We start from the raw sequence: 15068 nt of genomic DNA on the forward strand, positions 1-15068 counted from the left end.
TTTTATTAGATGAGTCAATCTTCAGATAATTAATGCGTGACGCTTCACACTTAGAAATTTTTCTTTAAGTCCATTCCCGCATACAGTGATGCTACTTGTTCGCCATAGCCATTAAACAGCTGGGTTTTAATTTTACGGAATTCACCGATACGTCTCTCTCTGCGTTGACTCCACCGTGGATGCGAGACATCAGGATTCACATTTGAGAAAAAACCATATTCATTTTCATTCGCTTTTTGCCAGGAATTTACTGGCTGCGTTTCAGAAAATCGTATTTTAGCAATACTCTTAATGCTCTTAAATCCGTATTTCCAGGGAACGACCAATCGCAACGGCGCGCCATTTTGATTCATTAAATCTTTGCCGTAGATTCCCGTACCCATGAGGGTTAATGGATTCATTGCCTCATCCATTCTTAGTCCTTCCACATAAGGCCAATCGAGCACTGCACGTCTCTGACCTGGCATTTGCTTAGGGTCATGCAATGTTTCAAAGTACACATATTTTGCTTTGGATGTTGGTTGCATACGCTTAATGAGATCCGCCAAGGGAAATCCCATCCAGGGAATTACCATTGACCAGCCCTCTACACAACGAAAGCGATATATTCTTTCTTCTACAGAAACAGGTTTTAACAAATCTTCAAGGTTATATTTACCCGGCTTTTCGCATTCTCCTTCTACGATTACATCCCACGGAGAAGTGACTAAAGTATGCGCATTTTTCGCTGGGTCTTCTTTCCCCGTACCAAATTCATAAAAGTTACAGTAAGTTGTTATGTCTTTGTAGTCAGTCAGCTTTTCGTCGGTTGAATAAGGAGATACTGTTTTGGCAGAAGCCTCGATAATAGGCATACCACTGACCGCTGCAATACCGATTCCTGCAGCCGTCTTCATAAATTTACGTCGATTCTGATAGACTGAAAAGTCTGTCACTTCATTTTCGCTAAGTTCGTTATTTTTTTTAATTAACATCTATAAGCTCCGTTCTAACATTCAAAATCGAATATATCATAAGGCATACATGAAACCTTTTGACTGCACTCTAACAAAGGTAATACTCGACAGAGAATTCACACTTGGATTTTAATACGAAGTTAAATAGTTTTTGTACGCAAAATAAGAAAGGATTCTGCGAAAAAAGGAAGGTAATACTTAGGACTAACCTGATGACAGAAAGGAGGAATGCTTACTACACCCCTCTACTTTGAGGCGTTTTTTTTAGATAAATATTAGATGGATGTTAGACCCATCTAATATTTAATTTATAACTTATTAAGAGTTACTGTTTACCATATTCGTGAACAGCATCAACCAGAACAGTGACATTATCTGGATCAATGTGCTGATGTATTCCGTGCCCTAGGTTAAATACATGTCCCGTGCCTTTTCCAAAGCCAGTGATGACTTTTTTCACTTCATCTTTAATTGTATCGGCAGACGCATACAAAACACTAGGATCCATATTACCCTGCAAAGTCACCTTATCACCAACTCGTTGACGAGCACTTGCGATATCTTGTGTCCAATCCAGACCAAGCGCATCACAACCAGTCTCAGCCATGATTTCTAACCATTGACCTCCGCCTTTAGTAAATAACGTGACGGGTACTCGACGACCATCCGCTTCGCTCGTTAATCCAGATACGATTTTTTGCATATACGCCAAAGAAAATTCTTTGTATTTTTCTGGCGAAAGCACACCACCCCAGGTATCAAAAACCATCACCGCTTGAGCCCCAGCAGCAATCTGTGCATTTAGATAAGACGTTACACTGGAGGCTAACTTATCCAGCAAAAGATGCATTGCCTGAGGATTCTCAAACATCATTCCTTTTACTTTACCAAAATCTTTAGTCGTTCCACCTTCAACCATATAAGTTGCCAGTGTCCACGGACTCCCAGAGAAACCAATTAACGGCACTCGGCCATTTAACTCTCGTCGAATAGTACGAACGGCATTCATCACATACTGCAATTCATTCTCTGGATCAGGATCGGGAAGTTGCTGAATATCAGACAGAGTCTTTAAGGGACGTTCGAACTTCGGCCCTTCTCCTTCTGCAAAATATAGACCTAAGCCCATCGCATCTGGAATTGTTAAAATATCAGAGAAAAGTATCGCAGCATCAAGATCATAGCGCTCTAAAGGCTGAAGCGTCACTTCACAAGCTAAATCTGCATTCTCACACAAATCCATAAAACTTCCGGCTTTTGCACGAGTTGCCCGATACTCAGGTAAATAACGACCTGCTTGGCGCATAATCCATACTGGCGTTGTATCAACGGGCTGCTTGAGTAAAGCTCTTAGAAATCTATCGTTTTTCAATTCTGACATGGATGGAATTGTCCTGAACTAATTACATCAAAACAGAAAGTTTTAGATGTATTAAATTTATATAAAGAAGGTGTCATATTGTTATATGACAAATGATGACAGAATTTACTATGACATATCGTTGATGAACATACGATATGAAACAATTCTTTTAACCGGCTAAAGCGCTTTTGATGATACCGCTGATCTTACCCATATCAGCACGACCTTGCATCTGAGGCTTAAGAATAGCCATAACTTTTCCCATGTCCTTCATGCTTTCAGCACCAGAACTTGCGATTGCTTCTGTTACAAGACTCTGGACTTCATCATCGCTTAGCGGCTCAGGCAAATAGCGCTGAATGAAACCGAGTTCCATTTCTTCCTGCGCAACCAGATCGTCACGACCAGCATCTTTAAACTGACTGATAGATTCACGACGCTGTTTACTCAATTTGTCGAGTATAGCGAGTACATCAGTATCATTGAGATCTTCACGGGTATCGACTTCTTGCTGCTTGATAGCAGCTAAGATAGTACGAACTGTCATTAGAAGGTCTTTCTCTTTGGCGCGCATTGCCGCTTTCATATCATCGGAAAGGCGTTGTTTTAAGTCTGACATACTAGTGATCTTTGATTTGCTTGTAATAGTTAAAATGGATTAGCGTAAAACGCTAAGACACCCAATCAACTATAGTTAGCGATAAGAATGTATTGATTAATACATTCTTACGCGACGATTAATTTCGCGCTTTAAATTCTTGATGTTGCGCTTTACTGCAGCAGCCTTCTCTCTCTTACGGATTGAAGTTGGCTTTTCATAAAATTCGCGACTACGAACTTCAGCTACTACACCAGCTTTTTCACAGGTACGCTTGAAACGACGTAATGCAATTTCAAAAGGCTCGTTTTCTCTAACTTTTACACTTGGCATATTGTTGCTCTGTTTTATATTACTAATAGATAGTAAGTTAAATGAATATAGGTTTTAAAAGAACGGGATATTATACGCCTCACTAGAGCAAATGCAAAATCGAATTTACAATTATTTGTAATTAATACTCAATTGTTTCTTTGCCTAGCACCAAATAATCATAGTTATTCACCTTTTAACCTAAAAAACTAATAGCTCTCGATAAAATATTGTAGAATAATTAACCAATTACAAAATAAGCCTATAAAAATTATGTTTAAGACAACACCCAACTCAATGCTAAAAGTAATTCTTACTCTAACATTCACATTACTGGTATCAGGTTGCTCTATCTATAAAATGGAAGTTCAACAGGGTAATGCACTAAACAATGAGACCGTCTCTCAACTACAAAAAGGTATGAGCAAGGCAGAAGTGGCTTCTTTACTGGGAAATCCATTACTTCAGGATAATTTCAGAAGTAACCGCTGGGACTATATCTACTTTAAGCGCAGTGGCAGTAAATTAGGCAACAAACAGAACCTGACGTTATTTTTTGAGAACGACCAGCTGATTCAAGTTAGAAAGTAATTGAGCGATTAGCCTAGAGCCATTCGCTTAAGTAGTAAATATATTGTCCTTCCGATGATTTTGAAGGACCCACCACAATAGCAGCAAACTTTTTCTTTTCTTCGGCTGCATTAGATACAGCTAATTCTTTAGTCTCAAAAATTTCAACGCAATTCGCGGGAAAACGCTTTCTGTTTCTTTTAGGCACATACACGACAGCGAACCTTGGCAGTGAAACCTCAGTTTGAGGATCTGGCGGCACCATTCCTCTCATTTATTTTTCGACCTTATCAGCTTTAGCCTCACCACCACCTTTCTTAAGCGCTTTACCTTCAGCGGCGCGTTTTTTACGTACTTCTTTCGGGTCTGCAATTAACGGGCGATAAATCTCTATCCGATCTTTATCCCTCACTTTTTGCTTCATGGTTGTTACTTTGCCAAAGAGTCCGACTTTCATCGTGTCCAAATCGAGTTCTGGGTATTGCTCCAATACTCCCGACTGTTGAATAACCTGTCGCACCTCTTCGCCCTCTTCGACTTCTGTGACTAACAGGTTTTGCTCTTCGGATAACGCATAAATGACTTCTACATGGATTCGATTAGCCATAAACCACCTTAGCTTGCTTTACAAAAGAATCAACCATGGTGTTGGCGACTTGATTGAAGACCGGACCAACCACCACGCTGAGAATCTTACTCGAAAATTCATACTCCAAATCGAGCGACACCTTACAAGCCCCTGGCTTTAATTCCTTGAAGCTCCAAAAACCATGCAGCTTTTTAAACGGACCATCCACCAGCGTCATTTCTATTTGTTGATTTTCAGTGAGAATATTTTTGGTAGTAAAGGATTTTTTAACCGAGCCTTTTGATATGGTAACCGAACCCACCACAGTATTTCCTTCTCGTGAAATTTCTTCTGAGGACCCGCACCAAGGCAGAAATTGCTGATACGATGAAACATCATCAACTAGTTTATACATCTGTTCTGCACTATATGGTACTAATGCGCTTTTATTTACTTGAGACATAAAAAAAAACCACTACAATCCTTCTACCTAACTTACATGATATTCTAACAGCGAATATTTAGATTCGTCAGGTTATAATCCCTTTTTACTCAATATAGCAACAGGCTAGTATTTAGATGGCAAAGAAAAACAAAAAGAAAAAAGGTCATGGTGGCCAAACCATAGCGCGCAATAAGGTTGCGTTTCATGACTATTTTATTGAAGACACGTTTGAAGCCGGCATGGTTCTGGAAGGCTGGGAAGTTAAAAGTCTACGCGATGGTCGCGCCCAACTAAAAGAAGGTTATGTATTCATTAAGAATGGAGAAGCGTGGATATCTGGCGCTCAAATTACACCACTATTAACCGCATCTACTCACATTCATCCAAATGCAACTCGCGTAAGAAAACTTTTATTGCACGATTACGAAATTGTAAAACTAAAAGCAGAAGTTGATCGCAAAGGCTACTCAATATTACCACTCTCTCTTTATTGGAAAAACAATCGAGTTAAGTTAGAAATTGGTGTTGGTAAAGGTAAAAAGCAACACGACAAACGTGCAACTGAAAAAGAAAAGGACTGGAACAGAGACAAACAGAGAGTGTTAAAGGGGAGATAAGACCAAAGAAGCACTCATTTATAAGTTATTCATCAAATAGGCACCCCCCCCTACTTATAACGAGTTTTTTTGTTTTATTACCTTACCGCACAGCCCCTGGATAGTTTCTAATTAGCTCTTCCAGAGGGTCTTACCAGCCTCTTCTTGAATTTTTTGCAAATATTCCTGATGACTATCCAATTCTGTAGCGTCGGCTTTTATTACAGCAAATGGCTTTCGTTCAGCATCTAAGCGAGTGAATGACATTACACCAACCTCTGCCTCACTTGATCCTTCTGCTCCTAGCGATAACGCTGTTTGCCCACCTGTCATCGCCAGATAAACATCTGCAAGTATCTCGGAGTCTAATAGCGCCCCATGTAATTGACGATGATCATTGCTGATCATATAGCGCTTACACAACGCATCCAGAGAATTACGCTGCCCTGGATGAAGCTCTCTAGCTTGTACCAAGCTGTCACTGATTTCGCATATTGTGGCAAGGTCATTTATTCCGCCAGCGACATCGGCAGACAACAAAGAGAGCTCGTAATTTAGGAAACCAATATCAAAAGGTGCATTGTGAATGATTAGCTCTGCACCTTTCACATAGTCTAAAAAGTCTACAGCAATCTCATTAAACCTGGGCTTGTCAGCCAGAAATTCAGAAGTAATACCATGAACTGCCAAAGCCTCTTCATCACTTTCACGATCTGGTTTGATGTATTGATGATAGTTATTGTTGGTCAACTTTCTATCGACCATCTCCACGCAACCAATTTCAATGATTCGGTGTCCATCGCGCGTTTCTAAACCTGTGGTTTCAGTATCAAGAAAAATCTGTCTAATCATTTAAATATATTACCTTAGGTATTCCATTTCTTTTCATCCATGGCGCGATTCGCCAGATCATCCGCCCGTTCATTACCCGGATGACCACTATGACCTTTAATCCAATGCCAATTAATATTGTGAGTTTGTACCGCAGCATCTAATCGCTGCCATAGATCTTTATTTTTTACCGGTTTCTTTGCGGCGGTTTTCCAGCCACGTTTTTTCCAGCCATCCATCCATTCCAGAATACCTTTTCGGACGTATTGAGAATCCGTAGTCAGTTCTATTTCACAAGAACGAGATAGCATCTCCAAAGCACTGATTGCAGCCATTAATTCCATGCGGTTATTCGTGGTTTCAGCCTCATAACCATAGATTTCTTTCTCGTGCTCACCAAACTTCAATACCGCACCCCAACCACCTGGACCAGGATTTCCCCTGCATCCACCGTCTGTATAGACGATTACTTTCTGTTCACTCATAAATTCGAATAATTATCTTGTCTTATTTTTCTTGCGGTTCTGTTTAACGCGACTTTACCACCACTTAATACAGCCGGCGCCTGCCAGACCTTCTTATCTGGCCGCATTGCTATGACACGTTTTTTAGCGTGTATTACATACATATTTCCTAAAATAGGCCCTGTATATTCACCCCAACTTTCCAACCAACGTAAACTTTCGAAAAGTTTTTTATTTTTTACGCCAGGTCTATAACCCAGATAGTTAACATCCAGCACTTTAAATCCCAAGAGTGAGAACCAGTCCTTCACTCTATTAACACTACGCATTTTATAGGGACTTTGACGCTTTTGACGAAAGTGTCTCATTTGACGCCCAAGATTAGAAAGAGAATGGGGGTTAAACCCAATTAAAATACAATGACCCTCGGGCACCAGTATTCTATCAATTTCTCGTAGCACCTGATGAGGGTTTTTTGAAGACTCTAATATGTGGCTTGCAACAACAAGATCGACATTATCAGTAGATATCGGCAGCTGTTCGTTTGCCGCTATCAAAGAATAATTTTTATTCAGTTGCGACGCTAACGGCCCATTTTTTTCAATAGCATTCTTAGCTATACCTTCCCTAAACTTTAGCGCTTCGTCATTAACCAAAGAGAAGTCTGCTGCAATCCTGGAATGCTTTAATAAATCAGTCTGACCACTCAAAACACCCATTTGTATTGCATAATAACCAAATATTTCTGACATTAAATCAGAAAAAAAACCATCTAATTCGTCTAAGGTTGCGGCTCCAGAATGAGAGCTATACCAATTAGAACAATGCTTTAGTACTTCTTCGTTGTTTCTCATTTACTATTTAATCACCTCGTATAAGCGACACAGAACAAACCCAAAACCAATATATCCCTTGAGATTAAGCCCATATCATACTATATTTGATAGTAATATCGGGGGATACCATAGAGTTACCTTTAGATGAAAATATCTTAAATATATAATTATTTTTATCTCTAAAAGTATACTCTATTTTTTTATAGCATTTAAAATTTAAGGGCGCGGGGATGAAAACCAACCACTCACCAATCAGGGTGACTATTACTTTTATTATATCAATTTTATCGATATATGGACTTCCAACCTTAGCTTCTGCTCAAAATCCAACCGATGACCAAAGCATTCTAAATGCGGCTCGAGCGCTAGGAGTTGTAAATAACGCAGCGAGAACACCTCAACAACAAACATACACCCCCAGAACACAAGCTACGAATAACCCTGCTGTAAATAGAGTTAAACATGACCCTTATGCTGCTAAACGCCAGCAAATTCTTAGACAGAATGCAGCAAGAAGAAAGGCACACCAACAACGCATACAACAACTTCAAAGACAGCAATACCAAAAAGCAAATCTACAGAGAACTCAACAACAGAATTCGCAACATAACCTTTGGAATCGCGTTTACCAAGGCTTTAGATTCCGTGATTACAGACACCAACCGCTCGTAAAAAAATATACGCGCGAATTTTCACGTAGCCCTCAAAGAATTCAACAACTAGCTGATCGTTCTTCTGATTACCTGTTTATGGTAGTAAACGAATTAAACCGTCGCAGAATGCCAACCGAATTAGCTTTACTCCCTTTTGTAGAAAGCGCATACAAGAATGTTGCCTTTTCACACGCGGGTGCTGCTGGCATGTGGCAATTCATACCTGCTACTGGTCGTAGGTATGGCTTAAAACAAACACGAAGCTATGATGCTAGATTAGACTCTCATCAGGCAACACGCGCTGCACTGGACTACTTACAGCAATTAAACCGCGAATTCAAAGGCGACTGGCTTCTATCTCTGGCTGCCTATAACTGTGGCGAATACAGAGTTCACAGAGAGATCGCGAAAAACAGAAGCAGAGGCAAAAGAACAGATTACTGGAGCCTTGACCTTCCAAGAGAAACAAAGCAATACGTACCGCGTTTACTTGCATTTAAAGAGATATATCGCAACCCGAGCGCTTACCAGGTTCGCCTTAGAGGTATTCCGAACAGTCCTGCTCTGGCACGCATCAATGTAAACAAACCCGTAAACCTGAGAAAAGCAGCTGCTCGCGCAGGTGTTCCTGCAGACAAATTACTGGCTCTTAATTCTGGCTATCTGCACGGTATTACTACACCAAGATACTCAAATAAAATAACACTTCCTCGCAGATACGCTGGTCGTTTACACAAAGCAATACAATCACTACCACCTGCGAAAGATGTGCATAATGTTACTGCTAGAAAATATGCTAAATCGCGCGGGAAGCGCAGTAAGTTTCGCTACCATAAGGTTAGACGAGGCGATAACTTATTCCGTATTGCACGTAAACATGGAACAACAGTTAAACGCATAAAACGCCTCAACAAAATGAGAGGCAATAAAATCTGGCCAGGCAAGCGACTCATCATTGCCAAGAGCTCACGAAGAAGCTACTCTTAGTTATCAAAACCACCTTTTAGGTGGTTTTTTTATGTCCTTTTAATCTTCATTATTTTTAGCAATTCTTAATTATGGAACATCAACTCAGAGACTCTTTAAAGATAAAAAGATCATCGCTATCAAAGCAATCTCAAGGTAAAAAATCCAGAAAGATAGTTGAAACCGTTATATCCTCTGATGCTTACCAACACGCTAAAAAAATTGGCACTTACTATTCTGTCAAAGGAGAGGCCGACCCTGCTGATCTCATCAAGCTAGGCCAAAAAGAGGCTACAAATAAAACTTTCTATCTACCCGTACTTTCCTCAGACAAACAGCAAGGTTTGTTATTTGGCGAGTTAACGCCTAATACAAAATTTGAGAACAATAGATTTTCTATCCCCGAACCCATATTTGAAGAAAGCGACTTAATCAGTGGAGAACAATTAGACTTTGTATTAGTTCCACTTCTTGGCTTTGACAAAAATGGAAACAGACTTGGGATGGGCGGAGGCTTCTATGATCGATGCTTTGCTTTTAAAAAAAGCACACAAAATAAAACACTGCTAATGGGTTTTGCCTATGACTTTCAGGAAATAGATGAACTTACCCCAGAAAACTGGGATGTAAGACTCGATTTAATCGCAACTGAAACCCAGCTCATAGATTTGCGCTAGATTTGTTTTCCAGAGTGTTTCTTCTCATCCTGAGGGATTGGATCACTTGGCATCATCAACGGCTTAGAGAGCTCTCTCTTTAATTCTTGCGTACCTTCTTCAATAACCCGACCCAATTCATTCATCGACTCGGACAAGGACTCATCCAGACCTTTTACGCCTTCCTGCATCAAGCCATTCAACTGATCAAAAATATTATTTGCCGTGTATTTGACTACCGATGCCATCGATTTTTTAACATTCACGCGCCAACCGTGATTTGTTTTCACAAGAACAGTGACACCTGGCATTTTAATCCCTGACTCACCCATTTCACTTGTATAGAGGACAGTTGAAACTTCCGATCGTGTCTCCCCTATCATTTGCTCACCCAGTTCAAATCTTTCTGGATGCAACTTATCGGTGTTCAAATACTTCAAATAATCAACCGTATCCCACGTTGCCATGATCTTGGCTGATTCCATATCTCTATCTTGAATCGCTTGCCAAAAAGCCTGACTCACTTGTTTCGGAGACTCTGCTTTATTCGCATTGCATGCAACCAGAGAAAATATAATGACCAGCATAGGCAACACACATACAAATTTTTTGAATGTGTTTTTCATCGTTACAATACCTTTCCCATTAATACGCTTTTAGTCGATGAGTAATCCAGAATCTGAGTTCGTTTTACCCTACCTTCTAATAAGACATCATTTTGCCCAATAGATTCAACACGACAGAAGTTTGGTGCGTAACCACTATAGACTAACTTACCCTCTTCATTGTTTTTCTGACCTTCCCACAAGACATCCACTTGTTGATTAATCTGCTGTTGATGAAAGTCTTTCTTTAACTCATCTGCTAACAAGTGAAGCTCGTGACTTCTTTGTTTTTTTATTTCTTCAGCAATCTGATTTTGCAAACCCGCTGCTTTAGTTCCTTCTCTGGGAGAAAAAGCAAATATATGCATGTGACCGAAACCTATCGACTCAACATTTTTCAATGTAGAAGCCCATTCTTCATCTGTCTCACCGGGGAACCCAACAATAATATCTGTTGTTACATTAAACTCAGGGATTGCAGTTCTTGCCTGTTGAATAAGCGTCGAAAAATCTTCAACCTTGCAACGTCTAGACATGCGGCGCAAAACCGAATTAGCGCCACTTTGCAAAGGCAAATGCATATGCGGCATCAAGCGCTTATTTTCAAACAAAGTAAAAAAGTCTTCAGGTAAATCCCAAGGCTCAACAGATGCAAAACGAATTCTAGGTATATCAGTATCTGCCAAGAGAATTTTCACCAAATCAGTAAGCGAGCTATCAATATCACTACCATAACCGCCCACATGCACGCCTGTCAGCACAATCTCTTGAATACCTTGCTGATGCAAATGATTTACCTCATCAACGATATCGGCCATTGTACGGCTTTTTTCTTCGCCTCTGGCTACCGTAACAATGCAATAGGTACAGCGATAACGACAACCATCCTGAATTTTTATAAATGCGCGATGCTTACCTCTTAAAAACAAAGAAGACTCATCTGGCTCCATTGCATTTAATGGCATGGTATTCGCTGAAAACTCATCCATTACTTTTCTAGGCAACAGATCTTTATCCTGATTATTGACGACTAAATCCACACCAATTCGTGTTGCAACTTCCTTTTCTTCAAGTGTCGCGTAACAACCACTCACCACCAATTTAGATTGAGGGTTTTCACGATGCAAACGATTCATGAGTTTACGAGATTTCTTCGTAGCTTCAGTTGTCACAGCACAGGTATTAACTACCACCACATCGGCAACTTCGGCATCCTTGACTATCCTATGCCCTTCTCCTGTGAACTCTCTGGACCACTGCTCAAGCTCTGCTTCGTTGAGTCTGCAACCTAGTGCTTTTAAATGTATTTTCATGGCAAGTTTTGATCTTGGAATTAAAATAAAAAGGAATAAATTGTAATCAGATTAACATTACATCAAATACAGAATCAATTAAGCCAATGCTCTTGCGAGTCATTGGCTTAAAAACCCCTTATAAGTAGGGGGGTGTATTTAGCTTTAAAGAGCGATGAAACTAACTCTTCAAACAGTAAAAAGTGTTAATTTACTGAATGTTTTCTGGAAATAGCTCAACTTCAGCACTTTCACGCAATGACTTTAAAACAGCAGCCTGTTCACGAGATGACACCATCTGAGTAAAGCTATTTTTAAGATTATCATCTAGCTCTGTTGCTCCGTCTTTTACGCCAGTCAAAGCAATTAACACATAATCACCATCAGGAAGAATCGTATTCCCAAAGGTTTTCTTACCTGACTCAGGCTTATCCATGCTAAACAGTTTATCGATAATCGTATTATTTAAGCGCGTATCCGTACGCTTAACATCAGCAGTATTCTCAACCTTATCAGCACTAGCACCGATAGACTCAAGCGCAGACCAATCTCCTGTTTCTTTTAGAGAAGCCAGCACAGACTCACCTTTTTCAATCAGCAGCTTACGCAATTTTTGACCTAATAAACTAGCTTTAATTTGCTCTTCCACTTCTGCCAAAGGTTTTTGCTCTGGAACTTTATGCTCCTGCAAACGAAGTACTGCTACTTTGGTAGGGTCAATTTCTATTAACTCTGAATTTTTCCCTTCATTTAATACTTCATCACTGTATGCACTTTGAATAAATGCTGATGAAGAATATTTCTTTTCAGGGTTCGGTGTTTCACCGCGCTGAATCCAGTCAGAGGTTTCAACTTTTGCACCGATTGCATCAGCTGCGCCGTCTAGACTGCTGTCATTTTCGAAAGCAAGAGTTTGCAATTGATCTGATTGTTCCAGGAATAATTTTTCAGCCTGCTCTCTTCTGTAGAGCTCTTCCACTTCAGTCTTAACTTCGTCGAATGATTTTTGTTTTGTTTCAACAATATCGTTAAGCTTCAATATTTCAAAACCAGCTTCGGTTTTCACAACGTCTGACATCGCACCTTTTTCCAAAGCAAATGTTGCAGCTTCGAACAAAGGACCCATCTCGCCTCTTGCGATCAAACCCAGGTCTCCGCTTTTTTCAGCGGCTAACTTATCATCAGAATCCGTCTTCGCCGCATCTTCAAAAGTTTTAGTTCCTGCCTTAATTTCTTCATACAATGCTTTCGCTTTTTCTTCAGCCTTTGCTTCTGCACCATCTTCTTCACCAACTTTAATGAGGATATGAGAGACTTGGCGCTGCTCTGGGTCTGTGTAGCGACTCAAATTATCATCGTAAAAAAGCTTTAACGCATCATCATCAACAGGTATTGTTTTTGCTATTTCAGATTGTTCTAACAACACATAACTTACTTTAACTTTATCATTTGTCATGTAATTTGATAGATTCGCATCGTAATGAGCTTTAATTTCATCAGCAGTTACATCAACCTGAGATTCAAAATCAGCTTTTTTCAAAGTGTATGTTTCTGCATTTCTTTGTTGATTCTGCAACGCCTGATAGCGTGCTACTTCCTCAACAGGAAGAAAAGCAGCTTTGCTAATCGCCTGAGAGAATTGTTGATTAGAAATACTCGTTCTTATTTCTGTCTCAAAGCTTTTTTTACTACGTCTTTGTGACTCCAGTAAAAGCTCATAGGTTTTAGGGTCAAACTGACCTTCTTTTTGAAACGCAGGAATATTTGCGATTGTGTCGTAAACTTCCTGGTTACTTGCTCGATATCCATTATTCGCAGCTTCTTGTCTTAACAGCGCCTGATTAACAACCTGATCTAAAGCTTGTTGCTTTATAACATCTTCATTGAAACCTGGTGGCAGCGTTCCACCAAAGATTTGAGCCATTCTTTGGCGTTGTTGCAATACAAGATTTTGAACTTCTTGGACCTGGATCTCTTCACCGTTTACTGTTGCAGCAACCAAAGACCCACTTCCACCCAAATATGAACTGATACCAAATAGCGCAAAAGGAACTGCAATAAATCCTACGATTAAATATGCAACCCAACCTTTAGCTTTGTCATGAATATTTTGTAACATAATTTCTCTTTTGTGTTATCAAGTTAGATTACTGAAAAGCCCTATCTCAGTAATATAGTGTTATAAATTAAGCGCGTAATGATACCTTATGCGCCCGTAGTTACCAAGAAAGACAAGCTTTGCAAACGATAATATTTACAGTTAAACACCTTAAGACCTCGATTAAGAATAATAGAAAGATCAATTCAGTAAAAAAAGACCTGTAAGTGGGGAGGTGGCTATTAAAATACTCGATTTTATGCGCGATCCTTTCCATCAATAAAGCCCACCTCAAATCAAAATCACTTTATTTTAAACAAAAAAAAGGATGCCCTAAGGCATCCTTTCTAATATGGCGGAGCGGACGGGACTCGAACCCGCGACCCCCGGCGTGACAGGCCGGTATTCTAACCAGCTGAACTACCGCTCCGGATCACATTTTTCTAAAAAAATGTAAAAATGGTGGGTGATGAGAGATTCGAACTCCCGACATTCGCCTTGTAAGGGCGACGCTCTACCAACTGAGCTAATCACCCACTAATCTGAAATCTACTGATTTCAAAATTACTAAAAATTGTCACCTTTTTAGTAAGTGGGAAAAACTTTAAAACTATTTTAAAACCATGTTGAAAATACAATTCTAACGAATGATAAAAACAACAAGATACTACTTTTTATTAAAAAAGGATGCCCAAGGGCACCCTTCTTAATATGGCGGAGCGGACGGGACTCGAACCCGCGACCCCCGGCGTGACAGGCCGGTATTCTAACCAGCTGAACTACCGCTCCGCATTACATTTTTTCTAAAAAAATGTGAAAAAAAATGGTGGGTGATGAGAGATTCGAACTCCCGACATTCGCCTTGTAAGGGCGACGCTCTACCAACTGAGCTAATCACCCACTGGATCGAGACCAACCATCTGGCCTCAGAAAGCGCGCTAGTTTACTGCATCTTTTAGAGCTTTACCAGCCTTAAATGCAGGATTATTTGCAGCTTTAATTTGGATAGTTTCACCAGTGCGTGGGTTACGTCCAGTACGTGCTTTACGCTCACGAACTAGAAATGTTCCGAAACCAATCATAGTAACTTGGTCGCCCTTTTGAAGAGCTTCAGTGATACTTTCTACAAAGCCTTTAAATGCTCTTTCAGTATCAGCTTTAGTTAGCCCTGACTTAGCAGCAACAGCATCAATTAGTTCTGATTTGTTCATAAAATTCTTCCTTTATGTAAATAGTGGCAATATTAATTTCATATTATA

Annotated in this window: 18 protein-coding genes and 4 tRNA genes; 4 read left to right on the forward strand and 18 right to left on the reverse strand. The window is 40.0% G+C overall.

The window, feature by feature from the left end; genetic code table 11:
• Positions 1–50 precede the first annotated feature (50 nt).
• The 4 genes from msrP to rpsU form a co-directional block, all read right to left on the reverse strand.
• Complete coding sequence (gene msrP / locus OO007_RS00575; protein WP_325807240.1) at positions 51–974, reverse strand: protein-methionine-sulfoxide reductase catalytic subunit MsrP; 924 nt, start codon at positions 972–974, stop codon at positions 51–53.
• Positions 975–1281: 307 nt separating this feature from the next.
• Entirely contained in the window at positions 1282–2337 is a 1056-nt protein-coding gene (hemE, locus tag OO007_RS00580) for a uroporphyrinogen decarboxylase (RefSeq protein WP_325807242.1), read from the reverse strand.
• A 151-nt stretch (positions 2338–2488) separates the two neighbouring features.
• Positions 2489–2938 (reverse strand): GatB/YqeY domain-containing protein, encoded by a 450-nt coding sequence (locus OO007_RS00585; protein WP_131904106.1) that lies wholly within the window; start codon positions 2936–2938, stop codon positions 2489–2491.
• 96 nt (positions 2939–3034) lie between these two features.
• Positions 3035–3250: a 30S ribosomal protein S21 gene (rpsU, locus tag OO007_RS00590; RefSeq protein ID WP_131904107.1), complete on the reverse strand. Its 216-nt coding sequence runs from the start codon at positions 3248–3250 to the stop codon at positions 3035–3037.
• Positions 3251–3589: 339 nt separating this feature from the next.
• On the opposite strand from rpsU, the gene OO007_RS00595 reads away from it, so the two are divergent.
• The gene (locus OO007_RS00595) at positions 3590–3820 is read left to right on the forward strand and encodes an outer membrane protein assembly factor BamE (RefSeq protein WP_325807247.1); all 231 of its coding nucleotides are present in this window, start codon (positions 3590–3592) and stop codon (positions 3818–3820) included.
• Positions 3821–3833: 13 nt separating this feature from the next.
• On the opposite strand, the gene OO007_RS00600 is transcribed toward OO007_RS00595, so the two are convergent.
• From OO007_RS00600 to OO007_RS00610, 3 genes are read right to left on the reverse strand one after another with little or no spacing between them, the layout of a single operon-like run.
• Complete coding sequence (locus OO007_RS00600; RefSeq protein WP_131904109.1) at positions 3834–4073, reverse strand: hypothetical protein; 240 nt, start codon at positions 4071–4073, stop codon at positions 3834–3836.
• A complete protein-coding gene (locus OO007_RS00605) occupies positions 4074–4406 on the reverse strand; it encodes an RnfH family protein (RefSeq protein WP_325807250.1) in 333 nt (110 codons plus the stop codon).
• Positions 4399–4830: a type II toxin-antitoxin system RatA family toxin gene (locus tag OO007_RS00610; protein ID WP_325807252.1), complete on the reverse strand. Its 432-nt coding sequence runs from the start codon at positions 4828–4830 to the stop codon at positions 4399–4401. Before OO007_RS00610 ends, OO007_RS00605 begins: the two co-directional genes overlap by 8 nt.
• Positions 4831–4946: 116 nt before the next feature.
• On the opposite strand from OO007_RS00610, the gene smpB reads away from it, so the two are divergent.
• Positions 4947–5429 carry an SsrA-binding protein SmpB gene (gene smpB, locus OO007_RS00615; protein WP_131904112.1) on the forward strand — a complete coding sequence of 161 codons (483 nt, stop codon included), beginning with the start codon at positions 4947–4949 and terminating at the stop codon, positions 5427–5429.
• A 111-nt stretch (positions 5430–5540) separates the two neighbouring features.
• Here the strand turns inward: smpB and dnaQ are convergent, their stop codons facing one another.
• From dnaQ to OO007_RS00630, 3 genes are read right to left on the reverse strand one after another with little or no spacing between them, the layout of a single operon-like run.
• Positions 5541–6260, reverse strand: a complete 720-nt coding sequence (gene dnaQ / locus OO007_RS00620) for a DNA polymerase III subunit epsilon (RefSeq protein WP_325807255.1) — start codon at positions 6258–6260, stop codon at positions 5541–5543.
• Positions 6261–6274: 14 nt separating this feature from the next.
• A complete protein-coding gene (gene rnhA, locus OO007_RS00625) occupies positions 6275–6724 on the reverse strand; it encodes a ribonuclease HI (RefSeq protein ID WP_325807257.1) in 450 nt (149 codons plus the stop codon).
• The gene (locus OO007_RS00630; protein ID WP_325807259.1) at positions 6721–7557 is read right to left on the reverse strand and encodes a class I SAM-dependent methyltransferase; all 837 of its coding nucleotides are present in this window, start codon (positions 7555–7557) and stop codon (positions 6721–6723) included. Before OO007_RS00630 ends, rnhA begins: the two co-directional genes overlap by 4 nt.
• Before the next feature lie 212 nt (positions 7558–7769).
• Here OO007_RS00630 and OO007_RS00635 point away from each other — a divergent pair, with 212 nt between their 5' ends.
• Together OO007_RS00635 and OO007_RS00640 are read left to right on the forward strand one after the other, a co-directional pair.
• Complete coding sequence (locus OO007_RS00635) at positions 7770–9179, forward strand: transglycosylase SLT domain-containing protein (protein WP_325807261.1); 1410 nt, start codon at positions 7770–7772, stop codon at positions 9177–9179.
• Between the two features lie 71 nt (positions 9180–9250).
• A complete protein-coding gene (locus OO007_RS00640) occupies positions 9251–9835 on the forward strand; it encodes a 5-formyltetrahydrofolate cyclo-ligase (protein WP_325807263.1) in 585 nt (194 codons plus the stop codon).
• On the opposite strand, the gene OO007_RS00645 is transcribed toward OO007_RS00640, so the two are convergent.
• From OO007_RS00645 to OO007_RS00680, 8 genes are all read right to left on the reverse strand, one after another.
• Positions 9832–10440 carry a hypothetical protein gene (locus OO007_RS00645; protein WP_325807265.1) on the reverse strand — a complete coding sequence of 203 codons (609 nt, stop codon included), beginning with the start codon at positions 10438–10440 and terminating at the stop codon, positions 9832–9834. The two genes, OO007_RS00640 and OO007_RS00645, sit on opposite strands and share 4 nt — an antisense overlap.
• Positions 10441–10442: 2 nt before the next feature.
• Positions 10443–11732, reverse strand: coding sequence for a tRNA (N(6)-L-threonylcarbamoyladenosine(37)-C(2))-methylthiotransferase MtaB (gene mtaB / locus OO007_RS00650; protein WP_325807267.1), 1290 nt, complete (start codon positions 11730–11732; stop codon positions 10443–10445).
• Between the two features lie 190 nt (positions 11733–11922).
• A complete protein-coding gene (locus OO007_RS00655) occupies positions 11923–13830 on the reverse strand; it encodes a SurA N-terminal domain-containing protein (RefSeq protein WP_325807269.1) in 1908 nt (635 codons plus the stop codon).
• A gap of 332 nt (positions 13831–14162) precedes the next feature.
• Positions 14163–14239: transfer RNA gene (locus OO007_RS00660), tRNA-Asp, on the reverse strand.
• Positions 14240–14269: 30 nt separating this feature from the next.
• Positions 14270–14345, reverse strand: a tRNA-Val gene (locus tag OO007_RS00665).
• A 176-nt stretch (positions 14346–14521) separates the two neighbouring features.
• A tRNA-Asp gene (locus OO007_RS00670) sits at positions 14522–14598 on the reverse strand.
• A gap of 35 nt (positions 14599–14633) precedes the next feature.
• Positions 14634–14709, reverse strand: a tRNA-Val gene (locus OO007_RS00675).
• A gap of 38 nt (positions 14710–14747) precedes the next feature.
• A complete protein-coding gene (locus OO007_RS00680) occupies positions 14748–15020 on the reverse strand; it encodes an HU family DNA-binding protein (RefSeq protein ID WP_131904120.1) in 273 nt (90 codons plus the stop codon).
• Positions 15021–15068: the final 48 nt, after the last annotated feature.

The organism is Cocleimonas sp. KMM 6892 (assembly GCF_035798195.1).
Taxonomy (GTDB): Bacteria; Pseudomonadota; Gammaproteobacteria; order Thiotrichales; family Thiotrichaceae; genus Cocleimonas; species Cocleimonas flava.